General features: G+C 69.0%; 19 protein-coding genes. 18 read left to right on the top strand and 1 reads right to left on the bottom strand.

Annotated elements, in window-relative coordinates; all coding sequences use genetic code 11:
* Positions 1-18 precede the first annotated feature (18 nt).
* The 13 genes from bioB to C3942_RS19865 all read left to right on the top strand — a co-directional run bounded on the left by bioB (position 19) and on the right by C3942_RS19865 (position 12333).
* Positions 19-1122, top strand: coding sequence for a biotin synthase BioB (bioB, locus tag C3942_RS19920; RefSeq protein WP_104232125.1), 1104 nt, complete (start codon positions 19-21; stop codon positions 1120-1122).
* 27 nt (positions 1123-1149) lie between these two features.
* Positions 1150-3009 (top strand): adenylate/guanylate cyclase domain-containing protein, encoded by a 1860-nt coding sequence (locus C3942_RS19915; RefSeq protein ID WP_207766163.1) that lies wholly within the window; start codon positions 1150-1152, stop codon positions 3007-3009.
* Complete coding sequence (locus tag C3942_RS19910; RefSeq protein WP_104232124.1) at positions 3006-3488, top strand: SH3 domain-containing protein; 483 nt, start codon at positions 3006-3008, stop codon at positions 3486-3488. Before C3942_RS19915 ends, C3942_RS19910 begins: the two co-directional genes overlap by 4 nt.
* Positions 3489-3499: 11 nt before the next feature.
* Positions 3500-4351: a M48 family metalloprotease gene (locus tag C3942_RS19905; RefSeq protein WP_104232123.1), complete on the top strand. Its 852-nt coding sequence runs from the start codon at positions 3500-3502 to the stop codon at positions 4349-4351.
* A complete protein-coding gene (gene bioF / locus C3942_RS19900) occupies positions 4348-5556 on the top strand; it encodes an 8-amino-7-oxononanoate synthase (protein WP_243393688.1) in 1209 nt (402 codons plus the stop codon). Before C3942_RS19905 ends, bioF begins: the two co-directional genes overlap by 4 nt.
* Positions 5557-6348: a methyltransferase domain-containing protein gene (locus C3942_RS19895; protein ID WP_104232122.1), complete on the top strand. Its 792-nt coding sequence runs from the start codon at positions 5557-5559 to the stop codon at positions 6346-6348. It begins immediately after the preceding gene.
* A 10-nt stretch (positions 6349-6358) separates the two neighbouring features.
* Complete coding sequence (bioD, locus tag C3942_RS19890) at positions 6359-7072, top strand: dethiobiotin synthase (protein ID WP_104232121.1); 714 nt, start codon at positions 6359-6361, stop codon at positions 7070-7072.
* A gap of 145 nt (positions 7073-7217) precedes the next feature.
* Complete coding sequence (locus C3942_RS19885; protein WP_165797551.1) at positions 7218-7757, top strand: DUF2244 domain-containing protein; 540 nt, start codon at positions 7218-7220, stop codon at positions 7755-7757.
* Positions 7758-7767: 10 nt separating this feature from the next.
* Entirely contained in the window at positions 7768-9072 is a 1305-nt protein-coding gene (gene coxB, locus C3942_RS19880) for a cytochrome c oxidase subunit II (protein ID WP_104232164.1), read from the top strand.
* Positions 9073-9090: 18 nt separating this feature from the next.
* Positions 9091-10761 carry a cytochrome c oxidase subunit I gene (locus tag C3942_RS19875; protein WP_104232119.1) on the top strand — a complete coding sequence of 557 codons (1671 nt, stop codon included), beginning with the start codon at positions 9091-9093 and terminating at the stop codon, positions 10759-10761.
* On the top strand, positions 10761-10883 hold the full coding sequence (locus C3942_RS22885) for a hypothetical protein (RefSeq protein WP_279331288.1): 123 nt from the start codon (positions 10761-10763) through the stop codon (positions 10881-10883). Before C3942_RS19875 ends, C3942_RS22885 begins: the two co-directional genes overlap by 1 nt.
* Positions 10883-11437: a cytochrome c oxidase assembly protein gene (locus C3942_RS19870; protein ID WP_104232118.1), complete on the top strand. Its 555-nt coding sequence runs from the start codon at positions 10883-10885 to the stop codon at positions 11435-11437. The genes C3942_RS22885 and C3942_RS19870 overlap by 1 nt, the downstream gene beginning before the upstream one ends.
* Before the next feature lie 17 nt (positions 11438-11454).
* The gene (locus tag C3942_RS19865) at positions 11455-12333 is read left to right on the top strand and encodes a cytochrome c oxidase subunit 3 (protein ID WP_104232117.1); all 879 of its coding nucleotides are present in this window, start codon (positions 11455-11457) and stop codon (positions 12331-12333) included.
* Between the two features lie 79 nt (positions 12334-12412).
* Here C3942_RS19865 and C3942_RS19860 read toward each other — a convergent pair whose 3' ends face one another.
* Positions 12413-12655, bottom strand: a complete 243-nt coding sequence (locus C3942_RS19860; RefSeq protein ID WP_104232116.1) for a twin transmembrane helix small protein — start codon at positions 12653-12655, stop codon at positions 12413-12415.
* A 105-nt stretch (positions 12656-12760) separates the two neighbouring features.
* Here C3942_RS19860 and C3942_RS19855 point away from each other — a divergent pair, with 105 nt between their 5' ends.
* The 5 genes from C3942_RS19855 to C3942_RS19835 all read left to right on the top strand — a co-directional run bounded on the left by C3942_RS19855 (position 12761) and on the right by C3942_RS19835 (position 16741).
* A complete protein-coding gene (locus C3942_RS19855; protein WP_104232115.1) occupies positions 12761-13474 on the top strand; it encodes an SURF1 family protein in 714 nt (237 codons plus the stop codon).
* Positions 13471-14073: an SCO family protein gene (locus tag C3942_RS19850; protein WP_165797550.1), complete on the top strand. Its 603-nt coding sequence runs from the start codon at positions 13471-13473 to the stop codon at positions 14071-14073. The genes C3942_RS19855 and C3942_RS19850 overlap by 4 nt, the downstream gene beginning before the upstream one ends.
* 232 nt (positions 14074-14305) lie before the next feature.
* The gene (locus tag C3942_RS19845; protein WP_104232113.1) at positions 14306-15388 is read left to right on the top strand and encodes a COX15/CtaA family protein; all 1083 of its coding nucleotides are present in this window, start codon (positions 14306-14308) and stop codon (positions 15386-15388) included.
* Between the two features lie 12 nt (positions 15389-15400).
* The gene (cyoE, locus tag C3942_RS19840) at positions 15401-16306 is read left to right on the top strand and encodes a heme o synthase (RefSeq protein ID WP_104232112.1); all 906 of its coding nucleotides are present in this window, start codon (positions 15401-15403) and stop codon (positions 16304-16306) included.
* A gap of 222 nt (positions 16307-16528) precedes the next feature.
* The gene (locus tag C3942_RS19835; RefSeq protein ID WP_104232111.1) at positions 16529-16741 is read left to right on the top strand and encodes a cold-shock protein; all 213 of its coding nucleotides are present in this window, start codon (positions 16529-16531) and stop codon (positions 16739-16741) included.
* Positions 16742-16994: the final 253 nt, after the last annotated feature.

Here is a 16994-nt window from a genome sequence, read left to right as displayed (position 1 = left end):
TTCATAGGGAAGCCTTTCATGAGTACCGATCTGCGCCACGACTGGACCCGCGAAGAGGTCCAGGCCCTGTTCGAGTTGCCGTTCAACGACCTGCTGTTCCGTGCCCAGAGTCTGCACCGCCAGCACTTCGACGCCAACAAGGTGCAGCTGTCGACCCTGCTCTCGATCAAGACCGGCGCCTGTCCGGAGGACTGCGGCTACTGCCCGCAGTCGGTGCGCTTCAACACCGGCCTCAAGAAGGAGCCGCTGATGGACGTGGACGCGGTGCTGGAGGCGGCCCGCGAGGCCAAGGCCAACGGCGCCTCGCGCTTCTGCATGGGCGCCGCCTGGCGCTCCCCGAAGGACCGCGACCTGGCCAAGGTCGAGGACATGGTCAAGGGCGTGAAGGCCATGGGCCTGGAGACCTGCCTGACGCTGGGCATGCTCAAGGAGCACCAGGCGCAGAAGCTGGCCGACGCCGGCCTGGACTACTACAACCACAATCTCGATACCTCGCCGGAGTTCTACGGCAAGATCATCACCACCCGCACCTACCAGGACCGCCTGGATACGCTGCAGCACGTGCGCAGCGCCGGCGTGAAGGTCTGCTGCGGCGGCATCGTCGGCATGGGCGAGGAGAAGCAGGACCGCGCCGAGCTGCTGCGCCAGCTCGCCATCATGACCCCGCACCCGGAGTCGGTGCCCATCAACAACCTGGTGCAGGTCGAGGGTACGCCGCTCAAGGGCGCCGAGGCCCTGCACCCGCTGGAGTTCGTGCGCACCATCGCGGTGGCCCGCGTGCTGATGCCCAAGTCCTACGTGCGCCTCTCCGCCGGCCGCACGGCGATGACCGAGGAGCTGCAGTCGCTGTGCTTCCTGGCCGGCGCCAACTCGATCTTCTACGGCGAGAAGCTGCTGACCACGCAGAATCCGCAGAACGCCAAGGACCGCGCGCTGTTCGCGCGCCTGGGCATCGAGCCGGAAGGCGGCAGCTTCGAGCCCGTTCCCGCTGCCGCAGGGGATGCACACCCGCATGAAGAGGGGCATGGCTGCTGCGGTCACGAGCACCACCATGAGCACGAGGCGCCGCCGGCGATGATGGCCGGGGGCTGCGGCTCGTCGCAGGCGGCCCGCGCCGAGTAAGGCTCCCGCGCTGACCGGGCCGCGACCATGGCGAATCGCTCGCTGAACGCCGCGGCCCTGCTGCTCGCGGCGCTGGCGCTGCTGGAACTGGGCCTGCTGCACCTGGGCGCCGGCCTGGAGCACCGCCTGTCCGACGCCTTCGTGCGCGCGCATGCCGCGCGCCTTGCCCCCGATCCCGGCATCGTCATCGTCGACATCGACGAGGCCAGCCTGGCGCGCCTGCAGGACGACTACGGCCGCTGGCCCTGGCCGCGCGCGATCTACGCCGAGATGCTGCCGGGCCTGCTGGCGCAGCAGCCGGCGGCGGTGGTGTTCGACCTGTCCTTCTCCGAGCGCGACATCGACCGGCCCGACAGCGACCAGGCCCTGGCCGACCTGCTGCGCGACCAGCCGCGCGTCTACGTGCCGAGCCTGCGGCTGTCGGCGCAGGACGACGCGCGGGGCGTGCCGCTGTCGCAGTTCGGCCCGCCGATGGGGGCGCATCCGACGGCCGCGGCGCGGGACGATGCCCGCGCCATGCTGCTGCCGCCGCTGGTGCTGCCGCCGGAGGCCTGGCGCACCGGCCTGATCAACTTCGAGGAAGAGTCCGACGGTGTCGGCCGCGCCTACCTGCTGCGCATGAACGTGCAGGGCTGGGAATTTCCCTCGCTGCCGGTGCGGATCGCCGCCGACCTCGGCTGGGCCGTGCCGCCCGGCGAATCGCTGCTGCTGCACTGGCGCGGGGGTGGCGGCATCGGCTACCGGCATGTCTCGTTTGCCGACCTTCATGCCGACCTGCTGCGGCGCCAGCGGCAGCGGCCTGCCGACGAGTTCCGCGACCGCATCGTCATCATCGGCTCCGCCGCCTCGATGCTGCACGACCTGCGCGTGACGCCGCTGGCCAACCGCTACCCGGGCGTGGAGATCCTGGCCACCGCGCTGGACAACCTCAAGCATGGCCGCTGGATGCAGCGGCCGCCGGCCTGGGCGGCGCCGCTGCTGGCGCTGCTGCTGATCGCGCTGCTGTGGCTGGCCTTCCACCGGCGCGGCCATGCGCTGGCGATCGGCGTCGCGTTCGCCGTGGTCAGCACGGCGCTGCTGGCCGGCGCCTGGGCCGCGGTGCCGCGGCTGTGGCTGCTGCCGGTGCTGCTGCCGCTGGGCTTCGCCTGGGCCTTCTACTTCAGCGCCGCCCTGCTGGAATACCTGCGCGAGCGCCGCGCGCGGCGCCAGGCGGTGCAGCTGTTCGGGCGCTTCCTCAATCCGGTGGTGGTCAACCAGCTGATGGAGCGGGGCGAGACCGTGGAGTCGCTGTCGGGCCGCCAGCACGAGGTCAGCGTGCTGTTCTCGGACATCCGCGGCTTCACCTCGCTGTCGGAGACGCGGCCGCCGCAGGAGATCGTGGAACTGCTGAACCGCTACTTCTCGCGCCAGGTGGCGGTGGTGTTCCGCCATGGCGGAACGCTCGACAAGTTCATCGGCGACTGCATCATGGCCTTCTGGGGGGCGCCGATCCCCGACGCGCAGCATGCGCAGCGGGCCGTGGCCTGCGCCCTGGACATGCAGCGCGAGCTGCTGGCCTTCCGCGAGGAGCTGGGCGCGGCGGCGGGCGATTTCGACGTGGGTATCGGCATCCATTCCGGCACGGCGGTGGTGGGCTTCATCGGCGCCGAGCAGAAGCTGGACTACACGGCCATCGGCGACACCGTGAACCTGGCCAGCCGGGTGGAGGGACTGACCAAGGGAGTGGCCCGCATCCTGGTCTCCAGCGACACCATGGAGGCTTGCGCGACGCAGTTCCGGTTTGCGCCACGGGGTTCGTTTAAGGTGAAGGGCAGGGCGCAGGACGTGCAGCTCTACGAGCCTGCGTACGAGTCTGGAACGGAACCCGGGAAGGGAGAGACCTCATGAAGCGATGGATTGCGGTGCTGCTGGCGGTTTTCGCCGGTGGCGCGTGGGCTGCCGAGAGCGGCGTGCTGGCCAAGGCCGGTCCGCTCAAGCAGGAGCCCTTTGCCGATGCCGCCACGGTGGCGGAACTGCCGGCGGCCGCGCCGCTGGAAGTCCTCGCCCGCCAGGGCGCCTGGATGAAGGTGACGGCCTCCGGGCAGACCGGCTGGGTGCGGCTGCTGTCGGTGCGCCTGGCGGTCGGCGCTCCGGCGCGCGCGGCCGAATCGGGCCTGGCCAAGGCCGCCAACGTGGCGCTGAGCGGGTCCAGCGGCACCGCCGTGGCCACCGGCGTGCGCGGGCTCGACCGCGAGCAGATCGCCAATGCCGCGCCGAACCCGGTGGAGGCCGCCAGGCTCGAAGCCTATGCCGCCAGCGGCGACCGCGCGCGCAGCTTCGCGCAGGCCGGCCCCCTGGCCGAGCAGACCGTCCCCTATCTGCAGTGAGGAGGCCCGCCATGAAGAACATCGCATGCGTGATCGCCGGCTTGCTGCTGTCGGCGCCGGCCTGGGCGGCCGACTGGGGCGGCTTGTTCAACAAGGCACAGGAGGCGGTGAGCACCTACGGCTCCGACGCCGCCGGCATGGTCACCGAGAAGAGCGTCGACGAGGAGCGCGACATCGGCCGGCAATGGGCCGAGACCCTGCTCGGCGCCGCGCCCCTGTGGGGCAACGACAAGGCCCAGCGCTATGTCAACGAGGTCGGCCTGTGGCTGGCGCTGCACAGCGAGCGTCCGCAGCTGGCCTGGCGCTTCGGCGTGCTGGACTCGCCCAACGTCAACGCCTTCGCCACGCCCGGCGGCTACGTCTTCGTCACCCGCGGACTGCTGGGGCGCATGCGCAGCGAGTCCGAGCTCGCCGGCGTGCTGGCGCACGAGATCGCGCACGTGGTGCAGAAGCATCACCTCGACGCGGTGCGCAAGGCGCAGGGCATGAGCCTGGGCGGCAAGCTGCTCAAGCAGTTCGCCATCAAGGACAAGGGCAACGAGCAGGTCAACGAGCGCCTGCTCGGCGGCGTCAAGGAAGTGCTGAACCGCGGCCTCGACAAGGGCGACGAGTACGAGGCCGACCGCATGGGCGTGGTGATCGCCGCGCGCGCCGGCTACGACCCCTATGGCCTGCCGGCCGTGCTGCAGACCCTGCAGGCGATGAGCGCGCAGGACTCCACGCTGTCCCTGATGTTCGCCACGCACCCGGCACCGGATGCGAGGCTCGAGGCCCTGGACAAGTCCATGGGCAGCGCGCTCGATGCGTATGCCGCGCAGCCGCAATTGCAGGCGCGGTTCCAGAAATCGGTAGGAAGGCCTTGAAAGCGAAGTCCCTGAAGCATGTGAAGCCGGATGCAAAGACGGAAAACCCGCTCGACGCGCGCCTGCGCGGCGAGCTGGACCAGCTGCGCGCCCGCGCGCTGTACCGCACGCGCCGCGTGATCGAGGGTGCGCACGGCGTGCGCATCCTGGTCAACGGCCGCGAGTGCCTGAATTTCTGCAGCAACGACTACCTGGGCCTGGCGGCCGACCCGCGCCTGGCGGCGGCGGCCAAGGCGGCGCTCGACGCCGGCGGCACCGGCAGCGGCGCGGCGGCGCTGATCTCCGGCTACAACCGCGAGCACCAGGCACTGGAGGAGGAACTGGCGGACTTCCTCGGGCGCCCGCGGGCGCTGCTGTTCTCCTCCGGCTGGGCGGCGAACCTCGGCGTGATCCGCGCGCTGGCCGGGCGCCGCGATTCGGTGATCGCCGACGAACTCAACCACGCCTCGCTGATCGATGGCGGCCGCCTCAGCGGCGCGCAGTACCTGCGCGCCAACCACGCCGATCTCAACGCCTGGGCCGTGGCCCTGGCGGCGGCCGACGGCGAGCAGCGCCTGGCGGTGACGGACTCGGTGTTCAGCATGGACGGCGACATCGCGCCGCTGCCGCAGCTGGCCGAGCTCTGCGCCACCCGCGATGCCACGCTGATGGTGGACGACGCGCACGGCCTGGGCGTGCTGGGGCCGCACGGCGAGGGCGCCGTGCATGCCGCCGGCCTGGGGGTTCCCGAAGTGCCGGTCTATGTCGCCACGCTGGGCAAGTCGCTGGGCTGCGGCGGCGCCTTCGTCGCCGGCTCGGAAGCCCTGATCGAATACCTGATCCAGCGTGCACGCACCTGGGTCTTCTCCACCGCGCCGCCGCCGGCCATCGCCGCCGCCGCGCGCCGCGCGCTGCGCATCGTGCGCGAGGAGCCCCAGCACCGCGAGCGCCTGCTGGCCAACGTGCGCCGCTTCCGTGCCGGCGCGCGCCAGCTCGGCATCCCGCTGTCGGATTCGGAGACGCCGATCCAGCCGCTGGTGCTGGGCCAGGAGCAGCGCGCCCTGGACCTGTCGCAGGCGCTGTTCGACCGCGGCTACTGGGTGGCGGCCATCCGCCCGCCGACGGTGCCGCACGGCACCTCGCGCCTGCGCATCACCTTCTCCGCCGCGCACACCGCGGAGCAGATCGACGGCCTGCTCGAGGGGCTGGCCACGGGCCTGAAGTAGATGGCCCTGTCCCGCATCGACGCCGGGCGCGCGGCGCGCAACTTCAGTGCCGCCGCCGCCGGCTATGACCGCGCCGCGACGCTGCAGCTGCGCACGCGCGAAGCGCTGCTGGCGGAGCTGGCCGCGCGCGCCGGCGCCCCGCGCCGGCTGCTCGACCTGGGTTGCGGCACCGGTATCGGCGCCCGGCGGCTGCGGGCGCTGTATCCGGGCGCCGAGGTACTGGCGCTGGACCGCGCGCCGGGCATGGTGCGCATTGCGCGCGACGCTGGGCTCGACGCGCTCGTCGGCGACGCGCAGCGCCTGCCGCTGCCGGCGGCCTGCTGCGACGCCATCCTGTCGAACCTGGTGCTGCAATGGTGCCCGCAGCCGGAACTCGCGATGACGGAGGCCTGCAGGGTCCTGCGGCCGGGCGGCTGGCTGTGCCTGAGCCTGCCGGGGCCGGCCACGCTGCGCGAACTGCGGACGGCCTGGCGGCAGGTGGACCAGGCCGAGCACGTGCACCGCTTCGACCCGGCCTCCGCCTGGCTGGCGCGCGCCGAGGCCGCCGGCCTGGAGCTGCACAGCCTGCGTCCGGAGCTGCTGCGCGAGCCGCACGCCGACGTCTTCGCGCTGATGCGTTCCCTGCGCGAGACCGGCGTGGTCAATGCCAGCGCGCAGCGCCGCCGCGGCCTGCTGGGACGATCGGCCCTGGCGGCGCTGGAACGCGCCTATGCGCCCTGGCGTACCGCCGAAGGCATCGTCGCCAGCTGGGAAATCCTCTACCTCGTCCTGCGTCGTCCGACAGAATGCTGACAGAACCCAGATGACTTCCACCCTCTTCGTCACCGCCACCGACACCGGCGCCGGCAAGACCCTGGCGGCCTGCGGACTGCTGCGGGCCCTGCGGGCGCAGGGCTACCGCGCCTGCGGCTTCAAGCCGGTGGCGGCCGGCGGCATGCAGACCCCGCAGGGACTGCGCAACGAGGACGCCCTGGCGCTGCAGGACGCCGGCGGCACGGACGAGCCCTACGAACTGATCAACCCCTGCCTGCTGCGCGAACCGGCGGCGCCGCACCTGGCGGCGGAGCTGGAAGGGCGGCGCATCCGCAGGGCCGATCTGGACGTGGCGCAGCGCGAGCTGGCCTCGCGCCACGAGGTCATCGTGGCCGAGGGAGCCGGCGGCTGGCAGGTGCCGCTGGACGAGGTCTGGACCCTGGGCAGCTGGGTGGCCGAGCGCGAGTGGCCGGTGATCCTGGTGGTGGGCATGCGCCTGGGCTGCCTCAACCATGCCCTGCTCAGCGCCGAGTCCATCACCCGGCGCGCGAAGCTGGCCGGCTGGATCGCCAACGTGCTGCCGCCGCAGATGCCTCTGCTGGAAGGCAACATCGAGACCCTGCGCCGCCGCTTCGCCGCGCCGCTGCTGGGCGTGATTCCCGCCGGCGCCGACGCGGCCGGAGCCGGCCGCGCGCTGGACCTGGCGCCGCTGGAGCGCTTCCTGCGGCCGCCGCCGGCCCCGGAGCCGGACGGGGACGCCTAGCGCCGGCTCCGCCGCGGCAGCCGAAGGGGGCTTCAGGCGGCGCCGGATCGCGCGAAAACGACTGTTCCGGATGCTGAAATCGCCGCTGCGGCCTTTGCGCGGCCCGATTGCGTTGCACTACAATTCCGCGGCTGGACGCCGTCGGATGACTGCCCCCGTCAACACCAGACTGGTTATCGGACCCAATGCTTCCCTGACCCCGCGTCAGGCGGCCGGGTTCATGGCCCTGGTCTCTGTGCCGGGCCTGGGCATCGCGGGGGTGTTCGCCGCCCAGGGGTTCTGGCCCATTTTTCCGTTTGCGGGCCTGGAGTTATCGGCGCTTGGGGCGGCCCTGTGGGTTTCCCTGAGGCGTAACCGTTACCGCGAGGTGCTCAGCTTCGAAGGCGGGCAGCTGGCGGTGGAGTTCGGCTCCCTGGGGAGCGGGGTGGGGCGGCGCCTGGTCTGGCCGCGGACGTGGACGCGGGCGGTGCTGGAACCGGGCCGTCGCCGGAACGATCCGCAGCGGTTGTTGCTGATGTACGCGGGGCGGAGGGTCGAGATCGGCCGCTGCCTCACCGATGACGAGCGTGCGGCGTTGCGCGAGCGCATCAAGGAATTGCTGAGGCCGGTGGCGCCCGAGGGCGCGGCGGCTGCAGTCGGTAGGGGGCCGGAGCCCTCCACCCAAGACTTATGTTCGGGAGAGTAAGGCGATGAAGATGGGACGGCTTGCGCGTATCGCAGCAGGTACCTCACTGGCTCTGGCGGCGTTTGTCGCGCAGGCCTACACGGAAACGAGCGGCGGCTACAACCTGCCGACCGGCGTCACTGACCTGAGCAAGGAGGTGCACAGCCTCCACATGCTGATCTTCTGGATCTGCGTGGCGATCGGCACCGTCGTCTTCGGCCTGATGATCTACTCGATCATCAACCACCGCCGCTCCAAGGGCCACAAGCCGGCCGACTTCCATGAGTCCACCACGGTGGAAATCCTCTGGACCGCCGCGCCCTTCCTGATCCTGATCGGCATGGCCATCCCGGCGGCCGGCACCCTGATCAAGATGGAAGACACCCGCAACGCGGACATGACGGTGAAGATCACCGGCTACCAGTGGAAGTGGGAATACGAGTACATCGGCGAAGACGTGAAGTTCTTCTCCACCCTCGCCGCCGAGTCCAACGCCGCCCGCCAGCACGACGGCAACGGCCTGCTCAGCGGCGCCGCCTGGGCCAAGACCTTCAGCAAGGACGAGCTCGAGAAGCTCAAGAAGGTCGACGGCGGCAACTACCTGGTCAACGTCGATAACGAGCTGGTGCTGCCGGTCGGCAAGAAGGTCCGCTTCCTGGTCACCTCCAACGACGTGATCCACGCCTGGTGGGTGCCCGAGATCGCCGTGAAGAAGGATGCGATCCCCGGCTACGTCAACGAGACCTGGGCCAAGATCAACACGCCGGGCGTCTACCGCGGCGTCTGCGCCGAACTCTGCGGCCGCGACCACGGCTTCATGCCGATCGTGGTCCGCGCCCTGCCGGAGGCCGAGTACCAGGCCTGGCTGGCCAAGCAGAAGGGCGGTGAAGCCGCCGCTGCCGCCCCGGCCGCCGCCGCCCCGGTCGAAGTGGCCGCCGCCGCGACCACCGCCACCGACGCCGCCCCGGCCGCCGCTCCGGTGGAGGTTGCCGCCGCTCCGGCCGCCGCCGCCCCGGCTGCCCCCGCCGCCGCCAAGGACCTGTCCAAGGACGAGCTGATGAAGAAGGGCGAGCAGGTCTACACCGCCAACTGCTCGGCCTGCCACCAGCCCACCGGCAAGGGCCTGCCGCCGAACTTCCCGTCGCTGGTCGGCAGCAAGATCGTCAAGGGCGCCGCCGTCGACCACATCAAGCAGACGCTGAACGGCAAGGGCATGATGCCTCCGTTCAAGCACCTGTCCGATCTCGACGTCGCTGCCGTGGTGACCTATCAGCGCAACTCGTGGGGCAACAGCAGCGGTGTGGTCCAGCCCGCCGCCGTCGCCGCCGCGCGCTAAGAAATTCAGGAGTAGAACATGGCTCATCACGACCACGCCCACGACGATCACGCTCACGATCACGATCACGAGCACCATGGTCCCGAGAAGGGAATCATGCGGTGGATCAAGACCACCAACCACAAGGACCTGGGTACGCTGTACCTGTTCTTCGCGTTCACGATGTTCTTCATCGGCGGCCTGATGTCGCTGGTGATCCGCGCCGAGCTGTTCCACCCCGGCCTGCAGTTCGTCGATCCTGAGTTCTTCAACCAGATGACGACGATGCACGCGCTGGTGATGATCTTCGGCGGCGTGATGCCGGCCTGGGTCGGCCTGGCCAACTGGATGGTGCCGATGATGATCGGCTGCTCCGACCTGGCGCTGCCGCGCATCAACAACTGGGGCTTCTGGATCCTGCCCTTCGCCTTCACCATGCTGCTGGGCACGCTGTTCATGGAAGGCGGCTCCCCCGCGGGCGGCTGGACCATGTATCCGCCGCTGGTGCTGCAGACCGGCAACGCCTTCCCGTTCCTGATCTTCGCCGTGCATCTGATGGGCATCTCGTCGATCACCGGCGCGATCAACGTGGCGGTGACGATCCTGAACATGCGCGCCCCCGGCATGAGCCTGCTGAAGATGCCGCTGTTCGTCTGGACCTGGCTGATCACCGCCTACCTGCTGATCGCGGTCATGCCGGTGCTCGCCGGCGCCGTGACCATGCTGCTGACCGACAAGTACTTCCTCACCAGCTTCTTCACGGCGGCTGGCGGCGGCGACCCGGTCATGTTCCAGCACATCTTCTGGTTCTTCGGCCATCCCGAGGTGTACATCCTGATCCTGCCGGCCTTCGGCATCGTCAGCACGATCATCCCGACCTTCGCCCGCAAGGCGCTGTTCGGCTATGACTCGATGGTGTACGCGGTGGCGTCCATCGCCTTCCTGTCGTTCATCGTCTGGGCTCACCACATGTTCACGGTGGGCATGCCGCTGGCCGGCGAGCTGTTCTTCATGTTCGCCACCATGCTGATCGCCGTGCCCACGGGCGTGAAGGTGTTCAACTGGGTGGCCACGATGTGGAAGGGCTCGATGACCTTCGAGAGCCCGATGCTGTTCGCCCTGGCCTTCGTGTTCCTGTTCACCATCGGCGGCTTCTCGGGCCTGATGCTGGCCATCACCCCGGTGGACTTCCAGTACCACGACACCTACTTCGTCGTCGCCCACTTCCACTACGTGCTGGTGCCGGGCGCGGTGTTCGCGATCCTGGCCGGCGTGTACTACTGGATCCCGAAGTGGACCGGCCGCATGTACAGCGAGAAGTGGGGCAAGATCCACTTCTGGCTCTCGGCGATCTTCATCAACATCACGTTCTTCCCGCAGCACTTCGCAGGCCTCGCCGGCATGCAGCGCCGCGTGCCGGACTACGCCGTGCAGTTCGTCGACTGGAACGTCTGGTCCACGATCGGCGCCTTCGGCTTCTTCCTGGCCCAGTTCATCTTCATCATCAACATGCTCGCCTGCTGCTACGGCTGGTTCGGCCGCAAGCAGGGCCTGCCGGACCGCGTCTGGGAAGGCGCGCATGGCCTGGAGTGGACGGTGCCTTCGCCGGCCCCGTACCACACCTTCGAGGAGCCGCCGGTCGTTTCCGACAACGAACTGACCGCCGCGCATGACTCGGTCGATGCGCTGGATCACCACAAGCTGAGCTGATGACCATGGGCAGCGTCGATCTTCGCGCCCGGGCGCGCCGCAACAAGATCCTGGGGATCGTGCATCTCCTGATCGCGGTCGGCATCCTGGCGGCCTTCGTCGTCGCGCAGAGCCATCGCTGATGAACACCGGCGCGCGGCGCAGCACCTTCAAGTTCGTGCTCGTCGTGGCCGGCATGTTCGGCTTCGGTTTCGCGCTGGTGCCGATGTACAACGCGCTCTGCGACGCGATCGGCCTGAACGGCAAGGTCAAGATGCAGGCCGCGGTGGCGGAGCCGGTGCAGGTGGACACCAGCCGGACGGTGACGGTGCAGTTCGTCACCACCGTCAACGGCGGCAAGCCCTGGCAGTTCCGGGCCGAGGAGACCAGCGTCAAGGTCCACCCCGGCGAAATGCGCGCGGTGAAGTTCTACGCACGCAACACCGAGAACCGCGACCTGGTCGCGCAGGCCGTGCCCAACGTCGCGCCGATGGAAGCGGCGAAGCACATGCGCAAGACGGATTGCTTCTGCTTCAACCAGCAGCCGTTCGCGGCGGGCGAGGAGAAGCACATGCCGGTGGTATTCATGCTGGACCCCGCCCTGCCCAAGGACGTGGATACCGTCACGCTGTCGTATACGTTTTTTGAAGTCGAGCAGGTGGCCCACCAGGGCGCACCGGCACAACCGAAGATTTGAGACACAGAGGAACTGTCATGGCCGACCACGCCACACCGAATCCCGACCGCTATTTCGTACCCGCTCCCAGCGCCTGGCCGTTCGCGCTGACGGTGGCGCTGGTCGCGATCCTCGGCGGCGTCTCCAGCTACCTGGAAGACAAGCACATCGGCCCGCTGCCCATCTACGCCGGCGGCGCGCTGCTGGTCTACATCCTGTTCCGCTGGTTCCGCGGCGTGGCCCTGGAGAGCGAGGGCGGCTTCTACGGCGCGCAGGTGGACCGCACCTACCGCTGGAGCATGGCCTGGTTCATCTTCTCCGAGGTGATGTTCTTCGGCGCGTTCTTCGGCGCGCTGTACTACGCCCGTCACCTGTCGCTGCCCTGGTTGGGCGGCGAGGGCAGCAAGATCGAGACGAACCTGCAGCTGTGGCCCGGCTTCGAGAACGCCTGGCCGACCAACGGCCCGGCCAAGCTCAACGGCGACTTCGACACCATCCCGGCGTTCGACGTGCCCTTCGTCAACACCCTGCTGCTGCTGACCTCGGGCGTGACCCTGACCTTCGCGCACCACGCGCTCAAGGCCGGCAAGCGTACGCAGACGATCCTGTGGATGTGGGCGACGGTGGCCCTGGGCTGCGCCTTCCTGTTCCTGCAGGCCGAGGAATACATGCATGCCTACGGCGACCTGAACCTGAAGCTGGCTTCCGGCATCTACGGCTCGACCTTCTTCATGCTGACGGGCTTCCACGGCATGCACGTGACCCTGGGCACGATCATGCTGCTGGTGATCACGCTGCGCCTGATGTCCGGCCACTTCAAGCCGGACTCGCACTTCGGCTTCGAGGGCGTGGCCTGGTACTGGCACTTCGTGGACGTGGTCTGGATCGGCCTGTTCATCGTGGTCTACTGGCTCTGATCCGGCCGGCAGGAAACCACGGCTAAAAAAAGAAGGGGCGGCCATCCGGCCGCCCTTTTTCGTATCGGGGTTGGATTACTCAGGGAGCCTGTTGGGCGCTGGCGGCGGGGCGGCCCTGGTAGAGGCCGTGGGGCTTGAGCCAGCCCATGGCGTAGCTGAGGACCAGGAAGAGGATCAGCGTGACCGACAGGGCCACGCGCAGTTTCAGGCTGTTGAGCATGCGGCGGCGGTTGCCGGGGTCCTTCACCAGGAAGGTGCCGCCGGCGATCAGGGCGCCGATGATGGCCAGCAGCAGGACGATGACGATGGTTTTGACGATCATGGGCAGCACATCCGGAGGCGGGAAAGCGGCGACGCAGGGAACGCCTGTGGCCGCGGGCCGGTCATCTTACCGGTCCGCCACCGTGATCGCCCGCCACCCGCTCCCATGAAGTACAGCTTCCGACCGCCCTGGTGGGCCTGGCTGGCCACGGCCGCCCTCTGTGCCCTGATGATCAACCTGGGCCTCTGGCAGTACCACCGCGGCCAGGCCAAGGAAGCGCTGATGCAGGCCTACGCCGAGGCGGCCAGCGGGGCGGCGACGCCCTTCGACCCGGCCGAGCCTCCGCGGGCCGAGGCGATGCTGCGGCGCTCCCTGGCTGGCGAGTACCTGGGCCCGCGCCAGCTGCTGCTGGACAACCAGGGTTCCAGGCGCCGCGCCGGCTACCACGCCTGGACGCCGCTGCGCCTGGCGGACGGGGACCTGGTGATGGTGGACCGCGGCTGGCTGCCGGCCCATCCGGACCGCAGCCGGCTGCCGGTGCTGGACGTCCCGGCCGGCAAGCAGGCCGTCGAGGGTTTCTGGCGGCCGCTGCCGCGGCCGGGCCTGCGCATGGCGAGCGATAATTGCGCCGGGCGGCCTTTCCCGCGCGTGGTGCAGTACCCCACCGCCGAGGACCTGGTCTGCCTGTACCCGGGCGAGCGCGTGGCGCCCGGCCTGCTGCTGCTGGCGCCCGAGGTGCCCGGCGGCTATGAACGCGAATGGAATATCGGCGTCGAAGTGCCGCCGCAAAAGCACTACGGTTATGCCCTGCAGTGGTTCGCCTTCACCGCGACCCTGCTGGTCCTCTTCATCAGGCTCAATCTCAAGCGTCGACCATGAATCCCACCGAGCACCCCGTCGGCCGCGGCCGCGGCCAGTTCCTGCTGCTGGCCACGCTGTTCTTCGCGCCGCTGCTGCTGGCCATCGTCTTCTACTTCTTCGCCCCGGGATGGCAGCCGACCCACAAGACCAACTACGGCCAGCTGGTGACGCCGGCGCGGCCGCTGCCGGAACTGCAGCTGCTGGACGCGGCAGGCCAGCCGAAGGACCGTGAGGCCCTGCGCGGCAAGTGGAGCTTCGTCTACCTGGCCGGTGCCGGCTGCGAGACCGCCTGCCTGCAGAAGCTCTACCAGATCCGCCAGATCCGCACCCTGCTCAACGAGAAGCGCCAGCGCGTGCAGCGCGTGTATCTCGCCCCCGACCTCGCCGGCCTGAAGGCGGGGGAGGAGGCACTGAAGAAGGAGCACCCGGACCTGGTGTTCCTGGCCGCCAGCGGCCGGGGCGAGGACCTGGGCCGCTTCCTGGAAGCGCGTGACCCGCAGGCCCTCTACCTGATCGACCCGCTGGGCAACTGGCTGATGGTCTATCCGGGCGATGCGCAGTCGCCGGGCATCCTGAAGGACATCAAGAAGCTGCTGCGGCTCAGCCAGATCGGGTGATCCGCTGCGCCTTGGCGAGGCCTGGACGGCACCGCCTGCTGCGGATCATGGCGGCCAGGGACGGCCGCCCAGGGGGCGGATCAGGAGGCCAGGTCCCGCCATGGATGGCCCCCCGACGGTTTGCCGCCGCTGGGGCGAAATGCCCAACCGACCCCATCGTCCCGATCCTGTAAAATCCGCCCCCCGAACCCTGCCCCTCGCTGCCCTCCGGCCGCGTCACTAGCCTGCCGCCATGTCCTGGTTCCGCCGCATCAACTTCCTCGCCCTCTGCCTGTGCTTCGGTGTCGTCGTGCTCGGGGCCTTCGTGCGCCTCTCGGATGCCGGCCTGGGCTGCCCCGACTGGCCGGGCTGCTACGGCCACCTCGGCGTGCCGCAGGAAGCGCACGAGATCGCGCGCGCCGAGCAGAACTTCCCGCAGCGCCCGGTGGAGGCGCACAAGGCCTGGAAGGAGATGATCCACCGCTACTTCGCCTCCACGCTGGGCCTGCTGATCTTGGCGCTGGCGTTCATGAGCCTGAAGCTGCGCGAGCAGGGCGTGCCGCGGGTGCTGCCCTGGGCCCTGGTGGCCCTGGTGATCTTCCAGGGCATGCTCGGCATGTGGACCGTCACCGAACTGCTCAAGCCCCTGATCGTGACGGGGCACCTGATCGGCGGCATGACCACGCTGTCGCTGCTGGCCTGGCTGTGGCTGGCCAGCGGCCGCCCCGCCAAGGCCGCCGCCGATGCCGAACCCGCCCGCCACCGCTCCGAGCGCCAGCTGGCCATCGAGCTGCAGCGCGCTCCGGCACAGGAGGGTCCGTCGCCCCTGCCGCTGCCGCCGGCGAAGCTACGCCGCTATGCCCTGGCGGCCCTGCTGCTGGTCTGCCTGCAGATCTTCCTGGGCGGCTGGACCAGCACCAACTACTCGGCCCTGGCCTGCCCGGACCTGCCGACCTGCCACGGCAAGTGGCTGCCGGAGCTGGACGTCAAGACCGCCTTCACCCTGTGGCATGGCCTGGGTATCGACTACGAGCACGGCATCCTCGATGCGCGCGCCCGCGTGACCATCCACTTCTTCCACCGCGTCGGCGCCGTGGCCGTTACCGTGGCGCTGCTGCTGCTCGGCCTGTTCCTGTGGCGCCGCGGCGAGTTCCCGATCTGGCGCGGCTTCGGCGCCGCCGTGATCGCGGCACTGGCTCTGCAGCTGTCCATCGGCCTGTCCATCGTCAAGCTGCAGCTGCCGCTGGGCCTGGCCACGGCGCACAATGCCGGCGCCGCGATCCTCCTGCTGACCCTGGTCAGCCTCAATTTCTTCGCCTGGAAAGCCAGCCGGTAGGCGGCTAACGACATGGCAGCCACGATGGAACAGACCCTGGGCCTGCGGGCACGGCTCAACGAGTACTACGAGCTCACCAAGCCGCGCGTGGTGATGCTGATCGTGTTCACCGCGATCGTCGGCATGTTCCTGGCCGTGCCCGGCCTGCCACCCTGGGGCGGCTTCCTCTGGGGCACCCTCGGCATCGCGCTGCAGGCCGCCTCCGCCGCTGCGGTGAACCAGATCATCGACCGCAACATCGACGCCCGCATGGCCCGTACCTGCGGCCGCCCCCTGGTCACCGGCACCCTGACGATGACCGAATCCATCGCCTTCGCCACGGTGCTGGGCATCGCCGGCTTCGTGCTGCTGTGGTTTCTGGTCAACCCGCTGACGGCGGTGCTGACCCAGTTCACCCTGATCGGCTACGCCGGCATCTACACGCTGTACCTCAAGCGCGCCACGCCGCAGAACATCGTGATCGGCGGCGCCGCCGGCGCCGCGCCGCCGGTGCTGGGCTGGGTGGCGGTGACCGGGGAGGTGCACCCGCACTCCCTGATCCTGTTCCTGATCATCTTCATCTGGACGCCGCCGCATTTCTGGGCGCTGGCGATCGAGCGGCACAAGGAATACGCCGCCGCCGACATCCCGATGCTGCCGGTGACCCACGGCCTGGAGTTCACCCGTACCCAGGTGCTGCTCTACACCGTGCTGCTGACGGCGGTGACGGTGCTGCCTTTCGCCGTGGGCATGTCGGGCTGGCTGTACCTGGCCGGCACGCTGGTCCTCGACGGGCTGTTCCTGTACTACGCCTTCCGGCTCAAGTACGCGCCGGTGGCAGGCCTGCCGATGAAGACCTTCGGCTATTCGATCGTCTACCTGATGGCGATCTTCACCCTGCTGCTGGTGGACCACTACCTGACCCGCCCGGGGATGTGACGCGCGTCCCAACTGGCTGACTCCAAGGGACTTATTGCACTTTTTCGCGGTTCGACAAGCGGCTTTGGACTGTTGTAGAGTCAAAACGCAGTCGCTACAAGCCTGTATTCACCGCGGCCTTACCTCATCGTTCCACGACGGTGCTGTGCAATCCCCCGGCTACACTTGATGGCGGTTGAAGACCCCGCTTTCATCATTGAAATAGTTCAGAAGGAACGTTACATGTCGAATGTCTCCAATGGCACCGTCAAATGGTTCAATGAGGCCAAGGGTTTTGGCTTCATCACTCCGGAAGGCGGCGGTGAAGATCTGTTTGCGCACTTCCGCGAAATCCAGGGCACCGGCTTCAAGACCCTGAAGGAAGGACAGCGTGTCCAATTCGAGGTGCGCCGCGGCCCCAAGGGCCTGCAGGCGGCGGCGATCAAGCCGCTCTGAACGATCATTCCGCGGATCGTTTCACCCTCAGCCGCGGCCCACGCCGCGGCTGATTCTTTTGGGGCTCCCCCTTCTGCCGTGCCGGACCTGCCTTCCGGCCTGCATAGACAATTCATACTGTCGGGCGCCGACCGACGAGGCTTGCGGGCATTTGCCAATGGCCGGAGCCTGTCCAGTGGGCTAAACTGCCCCCTGATCGTGGAATAACCTTAGGCCGCAATCGTCGGCTTGCCTGTCTTTCTGTAGGGAGATG

Source organism: Solimonas fluminis (genome assembly GCF_002930645.1).
Lineage (GTDB): Bacteria > Pseudomonadota > Gammaproteobacteria > Nevskiales > Nevskiaceae > Solimonas_A > Solimonas_A fluminis.
This window is presented reverse-complemented; position numbering and strand designations above follow the sequence as displayed.

Coding starts and splice junctions, on each gene's coding strand:
- C3942_RS19835 (WP_104232111.1), top strand. CDS start 16,529: ATGTCGAATGTCTCCAATGGCACCGTCAAATGGTTCAATGAGGCCAAG.
- coxB (WP_104232164.1), top strand. CDS start 7,768: ATGGGACGGCTTGCGCGTATCGCAGCAGGTACCTCACTGGCTCTGGCG.
- bioD (WP_104232121.1), top strand. CDS start 6,359: ATGACTTCCACCCTCTTCGTCACCGCCACCGACACCGGCGCCGGCAAG.
- C3942_RS19910 (WP_104232124.1), top strand. CDS start 3,006: ATGAAGCGATGGATTGCGGTGCTGCTGGCGGTTTTCGCCGGTGGCGCG.
- C3942_RS19885 (WP_165797551.1), top strand. CDS start 7,218: ATGACTGCCCCCGTCAACACCAGACTGGTTATCGGACCCAATGCTTCC.
- cyoE (WP_104232112.1), top strand. CDS start 15,401: ATGGCAGCCACGATGGAACAGACCCTGGGCCTGCGGGCACGGCTCAAC.
- C3942_RS19915 (WP_207766163.1), top strand. CDS start 1,150: ATGGCGAATCGCTCGCTGAACGCCGCGGCCCTGCTGCTCGCGGCGCTG.
- C3942_RS19865 (WP_104232117.1), top strand. CDS start 11,455: ATGGCCGACCACGCCACACCGAATCCCGACCGCTATTTCGTACCCGCT.
- C3942_RS22885 (WP_279331288.1), top strand. CDS start 10,761: ATGACCATGGGCAGCGTCGATCTTCGCGCCCGGGCGCGCCGCAACAAG.
- C3942_RS19905 (WP_104232123.1), top strand. CDS start 3,500: ATGAAGAACATCGCATGCGTGATCGCCGGCTTGCTGCTGTCGGCGCCG.
- C3942_RS19855 (WP_104232115.1), top strand. CDS start 12,761: ATGAAGTACAGCTTCCGACCGCCCTGGTGGGCCTGGCTGGCCACGGCC.
- C3942_RS19875 (WP_104232119.1), top strand. CDS start 9,091: ATGGCTCATCACGACCACGCCCACGACGATCACGCTCACGATCACGAT.
- C3942_RS19860 (WP_104232116.1), bottom strand. CDS start 12,655: ATGATCGTCAAAACCATCGTCATCGTCCTGCTGCTGGCCATCATCGGC.
- C3942_RS19850 (WP_165797550.1), top strand. CDS start 13,471: ATGAATCCCACCGAGCACCCCGTCGGCCGCGGCCGCGGCCAGTTCCTG.
- C3942_RS19870 (WP_104232118.1), top strand. CDS start 10,883: ATGAACACCGGCGCGCGGCGCAGCACCTTCAAGTTCGTGCTCGTCGTG.
- C3942_RS19895 (WP_104232122.1), top strand. CDS start 5,557: ATGGCCCTGTCCCGCATCGACGCCGGGCGCGCGGCGCGCAACTTCAGT.
- C3942_RS19845 (WP_104232113.1), top strand. CDS start 14,306: ATGTCCTGGTTCCGCCGCATCAACTTCCTCGCCCTCTGCCTGTGCTTC.
- bioB (WP_104232125.1), top strand. CDS start 19: ATGAGTACCGATCTGCGCCACGACTGGACCCGCGAAGAGGTCCAGGCC.